The sequence below is a fragment of the Fictibacillus sp. NRS-1165 genome, from assembly GCF_050468105.1.
Classification (GTDB): domain Bacteria; phylum Bacillota; class Bacilli; order Bacillales; family Fictibacillaceae; genus Fictibacillus_C; species Fictibacillus_C terrinigri.
Genome location: NZ_JBDPNU010000065.1, coordinates 23,367 through 33,401 on the forward strand (window position 1 = coordinate 23,367; position 10,035 = coordinate 33,401).

The following is a 10,035-nucleotide window of genomic DNA, read 5'->3' on the forward strand; positions in this document are numbered from 1 at the left end:
CGTCTTTTGACAACTGTCAAAAAGCGGTGCCTGGCACCCAATTTGTTACGCTTTTCTTTTCAGGTAGGAGTCAAACACAAAGGGGCCGAATGGAAGGACGGAGGCAACGAGTGCTCCCATGACCAGAGTAAACGGCCAGCGGTTTTTAAAGGTCACATTCGCAAGGGCGATCAGGTACAGAACAAAGAAAAGCCCATGCAGTGATCCCGCAATCGTTACCGCTAGCGGATAGTCTGCAAAATACTTTAATGGCATGGCGATGCCAAGCAAAACTAAAAAAGATATTCCTTCAAGTATACCAATGAGTATAAATCGTTTAATGGATGGATTCATGCCTGGTAACCTCCTGTATCTCATTTCCCTTTTAATTTACCATATCGGGAGGAGGCGTTGAGGATGTTTCATGTACGTTATGTGAACCCTTTTTGTCTATTTTGTAACGTGTTTCCAAGTTCTGCCAGTTTCCCGTCTATGTAGGGGCAAATACCGTATGGCTGCTGGCATTATATATTTTGCTGATGTTTGACCGGTTATGTTTGGTCCATCCAACCGCATGGTAGAGATTCACAACCTCATCCCGGTTCACGTTGGATCGGTCTCTTTCGATGTGTCATCGACCCTCCCGATTTTTTTTATTTTCCATTTTAAGCCTAAGGGGATGGAAATGAAATAAAAAAGCAGTCTGGACATAAATGGCCAGACTGCCTGGAGGAGATGGCCCTAACCAAAGAGACCATTCAACGGGCTTAACAGATGAGGCAGCAATTTTAATGTTGAATGTTTCTTCATCTCTTTTTCCATTTTCTCAAAAAGCTCAGGGGAGGCTAGTTCATCCTCGTCACCTTTAAGCAGAGAAAGCAGATCCAGATTATTCAACAGCTGATTCTGAAGCAGCTTTAATTGTTTTTCCGCATCGTTGTTATTTGAACAAAAATCAGTCAGCGGAACGTTTTCCTTTTGGGCTGCGTGGATTAAATCCAGTCCCAGCTGTTTAGGAACTTTCCCCTCCATTTTAGCAGCGTCTTTGCAAAGCTGCTGTTTCGTCCGTTTTAATTGTTTCTTTACCGGATCAATGACTCGTTTGACCGTTTTATCCGTATCATCCACTACTTTAGGAACGGTTTCTGTCACTTTTTTGACCGGTTTTTTAACGTTATCCACTGTATCATCTACTGGTTTCTTAATTTTTTTTAACGGTTCTGTCGTATGGTCAATCGTATCCTTCACTGGTTTTGTTACGCTTCCAATGTTATCTTCAACAGGTTTAACGGCATCATCCACCGGCTTTTGACCACCGGGAAGAAGCGAGTCCTCTTTTTTCTGATCGGGTTTAACACCGGGAAGAAGCGAGTCCTCTTTTTTTTCATCAGGCTGATCTTCCTTCGATTCATCCTCGCACGTAAGCGGAAGATGGCCTTTCATTAATGACTCGATCGCATCTTTCGCTTCTAAAAAAGGAAGAGAGGACAAATCCCGCAGAACTTTTGGTGCATCAGGCCGTTGAAGTTCATGATTGCCTTTGACGGTTGAAAGCTGAAGCCGGGAAAGTTCGCCTTGAGCGGCGTTCATCTGATGGACGAGCATCGTCACCTTTTTAAGGCCAAGCTCAGGGACAGATTCACCCGCCTTCAAACAGGCTCCCTTTAAAGAAAATGCGGAAGCATCCACGGTCAAGTCTGTCAGATGAACCGGACCGTTTGCATTCATGATGATGGTGATCGGACCTTGATCGGTTGCCAGAACTTTTGTCAGCTTCATGCCATAAAGTGTGGCATTCCGGTATTGAAAGCGAATCATCGGTTTTTGCTTATTGGCTGATGTTTCTCCCATAACCACCTGGGGAAGCATGGTGCCGCCATCCACCCGGTCGGCACTGATGACAAATCCTTCTAACTTTTGGCCAGCTGTCTCTGCTTTTGCCTGAGACGGGCTAAAAAGTCCTGTCAGCCCTAAAAGACAAGTGATGGCCATCAGTGTTCGAACCATCATTTTGCTTGTACCATCTTATGAGGAATGTAAAGATCATCGTCTGTGGCCTCGCCGGGCTGTTCATCCGTTCCACGATCAGCGGCAGGAGGGCTCCAGGCGACCATTAAGGAACCCCCGGTAATACCAAGGAGTGTTCCGACGAGAAAACCGCCAAGGGCACCAACAATCGAGAGGATGGATAAAAAGATGGCCACAATACCAAACACTTTAGAAAACTGAGGAAAGAAAAGTGCCATGATGCCGATTAACAGCACCAAGCCCCCGAACAGGATTCCAATAACGGATACTGTGCCTGGCAGGAAGGCTTTGACGATTAAATTTAAGGGAACCCATAAAATAAGTGCCCCGCTCAGAAGCGTCAGAATCGAACCAAGAAAGGGTCGTTCCTGTTTCCATTGTCTTGCGCTCATGCTCTTCACCTCCCATGTTAGTTGCCCGGTTTGTTGATGCGTTCAACGGTTACTTTCATACCGTTCATGACGATCTTTTCTTGAAAGAGATAATGAGTTTTCAATTTTGCATGATCGAGCTGGATGGTGGATGAGGTTTGTTGAAATTGCTTCTGCCAGTCGTTGCTCTGTTTTTCTTTCAGCGCCAGGTTGCTGAATTTTGCATCGGCCTCAATGACGGAAGCATCATGCTGCAATCCAGAGATATGCACTGGCTTTTTAGCCGTAATTTTCACACGGATCCATTTATCACCGCTGATGTTGAAATCTTTGTAGAGCTGAAGGTTATTGATGGTTAGATCTTTAATCAGGTTGGTGCCTTGAGGTGTGGATTTTTCTTTGCTTGATTCACCCATTTTTGGATAAAAGGTATATCCTTTGCCTTCAAGGTGATCAAAAACAACGTAAAAATCACCAACACCTGCCATTGGTATAGCGTAAGCGGTACCTGAAATCCCCATAAAACTAAGAAGGGCAGTCAGTACGATCATTCCGGAGCCAAAAGCTTTCCAGAAGACCTTCTTGTTCGTTCCTCCTTTATTGGCCACAGGCTTTAATTGGACGGTTTTCTCACTCATCAACGCCACCTCTTTCAATTTTATGAAAACGCTTTAATATACATTTACTTTACTTTCGGGAAAGTAAACTGACAATTCCGTTAAATATCGTAATCCACTTTTTAACCCCGACAAATGTAGGGTAAAAAAGGGCATATATTGTAAAAATATTTCGAAAAATATAAAGTGATAGAAAGTATCGAAAATAGAGGGAGGAATTGAGGTGGAAGCGCTTTTTTTAAACGGCATTGCTCTCCTGACAAAATACGGGGGAGACATCTTAATGAACTGGAAACGTGTGAAAAATGAACTTTCCTCTCAGCAAGAAGACCTCATCTCTGAATTTGACGGTATGATGACTTATTCATTTAAAGAACTTCTAGAGAAAAATGACTATGATCATATCAATCAGCTGATTCTTGCCATGCTGACCCAATGGAGAGATCAGTATTCCATGGATATTGATTACAGCCAGGTGATCTTTTTGCTGTCCGCGATTGAAAATATGATTCATCATATTTTGGAGGAGAAGGAGAATCCGAGAATAATTGATCATCAGTCGATTCAGTATATTTTCAATAAGATCCTCGACCAGGTTCTCATCCCTTTAACAACAGAAACGAACGGAAACAAATGGCTCGATACAATGATCACTTCCAACATTATTCCGCTCCATTGGGCGGCACTTTTACGAATAGAAGATTTTGAGTACAGGCTGGTCGAACTGAGAAGTCTCGATTCCACAAAAGAGACGAAATCGATCATCGATATCTGCATGACGATGTCCGCCAATACAGTAGAACAGCTCTCTCTTGCTTTATGCCGGCTCCTGAATCCTGGGGCTAAGCAGCCGAGAATCATTCCCATCTCTTTTGCAAAGGAAACCCTCCTGCTTTGCTTAAAGTCATCTGACGCTTCAAGCATCTCTTATCAGCGGATTGAGCTCATTTCAAACATGTATAAAAGGCAGATTAAGATGAACACGCTTGAAAGTGAAAATGAATGGAAAGACGCAGCTCTATTATTTACCCTGCGGCTTCTCATGGCACAAACCTGTTCGGATACGTTAAAAACGGTGGCACATGGGTTTGTTGACTATCTTTCCTATAAACGGAGCGCTTTGTTTCTCTATTCCCCAAAGGTAGAGAGAGGTATTTTTGCTGCACATAAGAACTTGGGCAAGGATGTCCAGAATATAAAGGTGGCATTCTCAGAGGTATCATTTTTGGAAAAGTACCTTCAGAAAATCCTTCAGTCCAAGCCTGTTTATCTTGAAAATGCAGCAGAGCATATCCCAAGGCGGCTGGTCGAACAATATCAGGTAGCCTCTCTTGTGGCCGTTCCGATTTTTACACCAAGAAAAGGAAGGCTGCTCGGTCTGATTCTATTGGATCAGGACGGTGAATGGTTTGAGGAGCCGAAACCGAATCAGCAGGCATTGCTGATGAAGTTTGGCCAATATGCAGGAGAGGCCCTTTATAAACAATGGGGGAACATCATACAGCAGCTGGATTTTGGTTCCCCCTTGCTTACTGCGAGAGAAAAAGAGGTGCTAAAGCTTATGGCACAGGGTGAAACGATTCAATGTGCTGCGGAGCATCTCCATCTAAGCCCTTACACGGTTCGAGATTATGTAGCTGCCATCATTAAAAAGCTGAAAGTGAAAAACCGGACCGAAGCTGTAGTGAAAGCCATCAGGCTCAATCTGATCGATTAGGCTAAAAAAATGGTGCCAGGCACCGCTTTTTGACAAATGTCAAAAGCAGGTGCCTGGCACCAAGCCACCAAAATTTTAATCTTTTTTCTCCAATGCAGCCTTCAAGGCGTCGGCCAGGCTGTTCCCCAATGGGGCTTCGTCTTTCTTTGTATACTTCTTCATCAACTGGCGTTCTTCGCGTTTGGAGACGGTCTTCTTGCGGTCCTCCGCTTTTTCGACAACGTTGCATGGGCGGCACTGAAAGTAGGTTCCAGCCTTTCCGTTATGGATCTCCATCTTTTTTTGGCACTGCGGACAGCGACGGTTGGACAGCTTAGGATCCTTCCGTTTTCGGAATCCGCACTCTCTGCTTGAGCAGACGAGCATCTTGCCGTCGCGCCCTTTCACTTCTTTCATCAGTTCTCCGCATTCCGGACACTTGGAGCCGGTAAGGTTATGTGCTTTATACGTTTGTTCACTTCCCTTAATCTCTTGTACCAGCTGTTTCGTCTGCTTGCGGATATTATCAAGGAATGCTTTCGGATTGCCCTTTCCTCGTGCGATGTCTTCCAGTTCTTTCTCCCATTTTGCTGTGAGTTCAGGAGATTTCAATTCACTGTTCACTAATTCGATCAACTGTTTTCCCTTAGGAGTCGGATGAAGGCGGTTGTTCTGCCGGTCGATGGCTTCAGTGCTCAGCAGGCGTTCAATAATATCGGCGCGTGTAGCCGGTGTTCCAAGGCCGAATTTCTCCATGCGGGCCAGCAGATCTGCTTCATTGAAACGTGCCGGCGGCTCGGTCAGCTTCTTCTGAAGACAGGAGTCCTTTACACTGAATTCCTGTCCTGTTCTGACCGCACCGAGCGGCTTTGAATCCGAACGGTCTTCATCTTTTCCGGTCACTTTTTTAAATCCAGCATCCACAATTTTCGTTTCCCTTGCTGAGAATGTTTCGCCTTTAACATTGATGACTGCGTGAATCGTCTCCGTTTGGTACGGTCCGTAGAATAAAGCAAGAAAGCGGCGGACGATGATATCGTAAAGCTTTCGTTCATCGGCAGAAAGGTCGCCAAGGTGAGGTGTTTCATCTGTCGGGATGATCGCATGGTGATCCGAGACCTTGCTGTTATTAAACACTTTTCTTGCAGCTACTTTTCCTTTATTTCTTAACCCGGGCTGCACCTCATCGCGATAGGCAGAGGAAAGGGCCTGAAGACGGTCGGTCATCGTCTGCTCCATATCGGCGGTCAAATATTTGGAATCGGTCCGCGGGTAGGTGACAAGCTTGTAGCGCTCATACAGGTTCTGAAGCACGCTCGATGTTTTTTTCGCCGAGAAACCGAAGCGGCGATTCGCGTCACGCTGCAGTTCTGTCAGGTCGTATGGCATTGGCTGCTGTTCCGATTTTGCCTTCGTTTGGACAGAAGAAACAGACCCTTTTTCATTTTTAATCAACTCAATGATTCTCTCAGCCTTATTCCGGTCGAATATTCTTCGTTCTCCGTTATTTTCCCAAGCTGCATCAAGCGGTCCGATCTTGGCATCGACCGTAAAATACTCCTTAGGGACAAACGCTTTGATCTCAGCTTCTCGTTCTAGAATCATGGAAAGGGCCGGAGTCTGTACGCGGCCGGCAGACAGCTGTTCGTTGTATTTTGTCGTCAGGGCTCGTGTTACGTTCAATCCGATCAGCCAGTCAGCTTCAGAACGGCATACGGCAGACTGATACAAAAAGTCATACTCTTTGGCTGGTTTTAAATGGCGAAATCCATCCTTTATGGCCCGGTCTGTCTGGGATGAGATCCAAAGGCGTTTGACTGGTTTCTTCCAGCGGAGTTTTTCGAGGATCCAGCGGGCGACAAGCTCACCTTCACGCCCCGCATCCGTTGCAATAATAAATTCTGAAACATCTTTGCGTCTGGCCAGGTGTTCGATCCCTTTAAACTGATGGCTCACCTGGCGAATAAGTTTTAGGCCCATTTCTTTAGGAATGATAGGCAGATCTTCCATCCGCCACGTTTTATATTCTTTGTTATAATCCTCAGGCATCTTCAGCTCCACCAGGTGGCCAAGCGCCCAAGTAACAATGTACTTTGGTCCTTCGATAGATTGTTTTGTTTGCTGGTTGCAGCCAAGTACGCGGGCCAGGTCTCTGGCTACACTTGGCTTTTCGGCAAGAACAATGGATTTCATGGGATGAAAATCTCCTTTCTCGTTCAGGCAGTCTGTTCAAGCTGCGTCCTTTACCAGTATAGCCGAAAGCAGGTTTCTTCGAAAATGTTTTGAAGCCTGGTAAAGAATATTTTCCGATATAGAGAGTAGCACAAATAAAGAGGTGCAGCCTATGAAAATACGAAATAAGTTAGTGATTCTGATCGGAACAACCATTTTTGCTCTCATCGTAGCAGGCGGTTTTTCGTACTACAGCAGCTATAAACAGAACAAGCTGAGCGGGGAGCTGGGGGACAAACAGGATCTGCAGACGGCCTTGAAGGATCTGCAGTTTTTCTGGCGGCTACTCTAATGATGAAAGAGCGTATATTCTGACCGGTGACAATGCCTCAGGCGCAGACATCCAGAGATGGAGAAATCAGCAAGCAGTGCCGAAATGATCGAAGAAACCGCTCAGCAGCTGGATGTCATATCTGGCAATGCTTCTCATGCCGGCGAACTGACAGGCACAGCTTCCGGCCAAGCAAAAGAAGGAAAGAAATATGTAAGCCGCACTGTTGAAAAAATGAAAAAAATTGAAGAAGAGGTTAATATTACCTGCGAAGGAATCGACGAACTAAGAGTGCGGTCCCAATCCATTGGGGACATCGTATCCATTATTACATATATTTCTAATCGAACGAACTTGCTAGCTTTGAATGCGTCCATCGAAGCTGCAAGGGCGGGTGAAAGCGGGAGGGGCTTTGCTGTTGTTGCGGAGGAAGTAAGAAGGCTTGCCGAGCAATCCGGTCATTCCGCCAGGAGATCAGAAGCTTGATTGAACAAATTCAGCAAGATACCGGAGCGTCAAGCCAGTCAATCGAAAACGTAAAAGAAAATGTGATAGTGGGACTTACGGTTGTTCAGGAAGCGGAAAAGCAATTTCATCTCATCCAGGAGTCCGTGATTGATGTAAATGAAAAAATTATGGGGATTTCAGGAGCTACCAAGCTGCTGGCGAATGGATCTAATGCCATAGCTCTATCAGCCGGTGAGATGGCGTCAAGCGCAAAAGAGTCGTCCGAGAGCGCACAAAGCATCGCAGCTTCCACTGAAGAACAGCTTGCCTCCATGGAAGAGATCACAGCTTCTGCACAGTCGCTGTCTTTTATGGCGGAAGAGCTTCAAGAGATGATCTCGAGGTTTAAAATCTAAACAACCATTAAAAAAGGGACCCATGGAGTCCCTTTTTTAGATTGATGTTACTTGTATTTAATATCGGATGCCGGCCGTTATTTTTTACGTTTTTTCTGCTTTTTAAGATGAAAATCAGTTTGTCTGCATAAAGTATAGAAAGTATGAAAAACGGGGGAAAAATAATGATTCATTTGGATGAAGGAACGGTGCTTGCAAACGGCGTGACCATGCCATGGGTCGGGCTCGGCACCTGCAGGCTTCAGCGCCGGCAAGCGGTCGAACGAGCCATACATACCGCTCTTGATGCCGGGTACAGAAGCATTGATACAGCAGCCATTTATCAAAATGAAGCAGAAATTGGAAGCGCTTTACAAAAAAGTATGATCGCGAGAGACCGCCTGTTTATCACAACTAAACTATGGAATACATCCCATGGATACAGCCATACACTGGCAGCCTTTGATGAGAGCAGACGAAAACTAGGTGTGGACTATATTGATCTATATATGATTCATTGGCCGAGTAGAGGAAGGATTCAAGAAACATGGAGAGCGCTGGAAATTTTATATAACCGCGGTGATGTACGGGCAATCGGCGTTTGCAATTTTGGTGTTCGTGATCTGCAGGAGCTGATCAGACATTGCGAGATCAAGCCGTTTGTTAATCAGGTGGAGTATCATCCGCGGATGAACCAGAAACCGCTCATGCATTTCTGCCATCAGAATAACATACAAGTGCAAGCATGGAGCCCGTTAATGCAAGGAGAAATTCTTTCTGAGAGCCTCATTGTACAGATTGCAGAAAAACACGAAAAAACGCCGGCTCAGGTCGTTTTGAGGTGGGCGCTTCAGAACGGAATTCCCGTCATTCCAAAATCAGCGACACCTCATCGTATCCGTGAAAATATTGATATTTTTGATTTTGAACTGCCGATTGAAGATATGGTCAACATCCACTTTTTGAATGAAAACCGAAGGATCGGATCTGATTCCGGACATTATTTTTATGATTGAATGCGAAACACCCAGCAAAAGTTATGCTGGGTGTTTTCTTTTGTTCTGAGGATCTGATGCTGTAAGATATCCACTTGGCATCAAAGTTAAAGATTAAGTTAAGCGTTAACTGGGTAATGTAGAAATAAGAGGTGAATGACAGCATGGAATCAATAACAGATTGGTTAAAAGACATACTACTATTCTTTGGCGGATTCTTAAACGTTAGTATCTTACTAATTATCATCATTGTCATTTTAGTTGTTCGTTCGGCCAGACGCAAAAAAAGGAATAAAAACCATAAAGATTATCTCGATGATTAATTAAAAAAGATGAGGCTGGTTCTGTGGTAGAACCGGCCTTTTTAATGGATTTTCTCCCTTTAACCATATATGATGAAAAGACTGAACAGGAATTAAGGGGGAGTCAACATGAAAGAAGATAAACACCTTGAAAAAGCAACGTTTGCCGGAGGCTGTTTCTGGTGCATGGTCAAGCCGTTCGATGAAATGCCAGGCATTCATGGCATCATTTCAGGGTATACAGGCGGCCATGTGGAAAAACCGTCCTATGAAGAAGTTAAAAAAGGGACGACCGGCCATTACGAGGCGGTAGAGATCACTTTCGATCCGGTTCTTTTTCCTTTTCAAAAATTACTGGATCTATATTGGCCTCAAATTGATCCAACAGATGAAGGCGGCCAATTTTTTGACAGAGGAAGCCAATACAAAACCGCAATTTTCTTTCACAATGAGAAACAGCGGGAACTGGCCGAGCGTTCAAAAAAAGAAGTAGCCAGCAGCGGCCGTTTCAACAAGCCAATTGTCACAGAGATCCTGCCGGCTTCAGAATTCTACGCAGCCGAAGATTATCATCAGGATTTCTACAAGAAGAACCCTGAGGAGTATAAGCAGGAACGTATTGATTCCGGAAGAGATGCCTTTATTGAAGAGAATTGGAGGAAAGACAGCTGATCGACAGCTGTCTCAGCTTGTAGACAAAGT

At 44.9% G+C, this 10,035-nt stretch carries 9 protein-coding genes and 1 pseudogene; 5 read left to right on the top strand and 5 right to left on the bottom strand.

Annotated elements, in window-relative coordinates; genetic code table 11:
• Positions 1–45 precede the first annotated feature (45 nt).
• From ABHN01_RS22730 to ABHN01_RS22745, 4 genes are all read right to left on the bottom strand, one after another.
• A complete protein-coding gene (locus tag ABHN01_RS22730) occupies positions 46–333 on the bottom strand; it encodes a DUF3817 domain-containing protein (RefSeq protein ID WP_290401660.1) in 288 nt (95 codons plus the stop codon).
• Positions 334–720: 387 nt separating this feature from the next.
• Complete coding sequence (locus ABHN01_RS22735) at positions 721–1,989, bottom strand: hypothetical protein (RefSeq protein WP_429877420.1); 1,269 nt, start codon at positions 1,987–1,989, stop codon at positions 721–723.
• Positions 1,986–2,399 (bottom strand): DUF6114 domain-containing protein, encoded by a 414-nt coding sequence (locus tag ABHN01_RS22740; protein WP_429877421.1) that lies wholly within the window; start codon positions 2,397–2,399, stop codon positions 1,986–1,988. The genes ABHN01_RS22735 and ABHN01_RS22740 overlap by 4 nt, the downstream gene beginning before the upstream one ends.
• A gap of 17 nt (positions 2,400–2,416) precedes the next feature.
• Positions 2,417–3,016, bottom strand: a complete 600-nt coding sequence (locus ABHN01_RS22745; protein WP_290401656.1) for a DUF6230 family protein — start codon at positions 3,014–3,016, stop codon at positions 2,417–2,419.
• Between the two features lie 202 nt (positions 3,017–3,218).
• On the opposite strand from ABHN01_RS22745, the gene ABHN01_RS22750 reads away from it, so the two are divergent.
• Entirely contained in the window at positions 3,219–4,712 is a 1,494-nt protein-coding gene (locus tag ABHN01_RS22750) for a response regulator transcription factor (RefSeq protein WP_429877422.1), read from the top strand.
• A gap of 75 nt (positions 4,713–4,787) precedes the next feature.
• On the opposite strand, the gene ABHN01_RS22755 is transcribed toward ABHN01_RS22750, so the two are convergent.
• A complete protein-coding gene (locus tag ABHN01_RS22755; protein WP_429877423.1) occupies positions 4,788–6,884 on the bottom strand; it encodes a DNA topoisomerase 3 in 2,097 nt (698 codons plus the stop codon).
• A gap of 151 nt (positions 6,885–7,035) precedes the next feature.
• Here ABHN01_RS22755 and ABHN01_RS22760 point away from each other — a divergent pair, with 151 nt between their 5' ends.
• The 4 genes and pseudogenes from ABHN01_RS22760 (at position 7,036) to msrA (ending at position 10,005) form a co-directional block, all read left to right on the top strand.
• The gene (locus tag ABHN01_RS22760) at positions 7,036–7,215 is read left to right on the top strand and encodes a CHASE3 domain-containing protein (protein WP_429877424.1); all 180 of its coding nucleotides are present in this window, start codon (positions 7,036–7,038) and stop codon (positions 7,213–7,215) included.
• A gap of 84 nt (positions 7,216–7,299) precedes the next feature.
• Positions 7,300–8,057, top strand: a pseudogene (locus ABHN01_RS22765) (methyl-accepting chemotaxis protein).
• A gap of 164 nt (positions 8,058–8,221) precedes the next feature.
• The gene (locus tag ABHN01_RS22770) at positions 8,222–9,052 is read left to right on the top strand and encodes an aldo/keto reductase (protein ID WP_429877425.1); all 831 of its coding nucleotides are present in this window, start codon (positions 8,222–8,224) and stop codon (positions 9,050–9,052) included.
• 410 nt (positions 9,053–9,462) lie between these two features.
• Positions 9,463–10,005: a peptide-methionine (S)-S-oxide reductase MsrA gene (msrA, locus tag ABHN01_RS22775; RefSeq protein WP_429877426.1), complete on the top strand. Its 543-nt coding sequence runs from the start codon at positions 9,463–9,465 to the stop codon at positions 10,003–10,005.
• Positions 10,006–10,035 lie beyond the last annotated feature (30 nt).

Bases quoted from the DNA above. Each gene is read 5' to 3' on its own strand.
- ABHN01_RS22730 (WP_290401660.1), bottom strand. From the start codon at position 333: ATGAATCCATCCATTAAACGATTTATACTCATTGGTATACTTGAAGGA.
- ABHN01_RS22735 (WP_429877420.1), bottom strand. From the start codon at position 1,989: ATGATGGTTCGAACACTGATGGCCATCACTTGTCTTTTAGGGCTGACA.
- ABHN01_RS22740 (WP_429877421.1), bottom strand. From the start codon at position 2,399: ATGAGCGCAAGACAATGGAAACAGGAACGACCCTTTCTTGGTTCGATT.
- ABHN01_RS22745 (WP_290401656.1), bottom strand. From the start codon at position 3,016: ATGAGTGAGAAAACCGTCCAATTAAAGCCTGTGGCCAATAAAGGAGGA.
- ABHN01_RS22755 (WP_429877423.1), bottom strand. From the start codon at position 6,884: ATGAAATCCATTGTTCTTGCCGAAAAGCCAAGTGTAGCCAGAGACCTG.
- ABHN01_RS22760 (WP_429877424.1), top strand. From the start codon at position 7,036: ATGAAAATACGAAATAAGTTAGTGATTCTGATCGGAACAACCATTTTT.
- ABHN01_RS22770 (WP_429877425.1), top strand. From the start codon at position 8,222: ATGATTCATTTGGATGAAGGAACGGTGCTTGCAAACGGCGTGACCATG.
- msrA (WP_429877426.1), top strand. From the start codon at position 9,463: ATGAAAGAAGATAAACACCTTGAAAAAGCAACGTTTGCCGGAGGCTGT.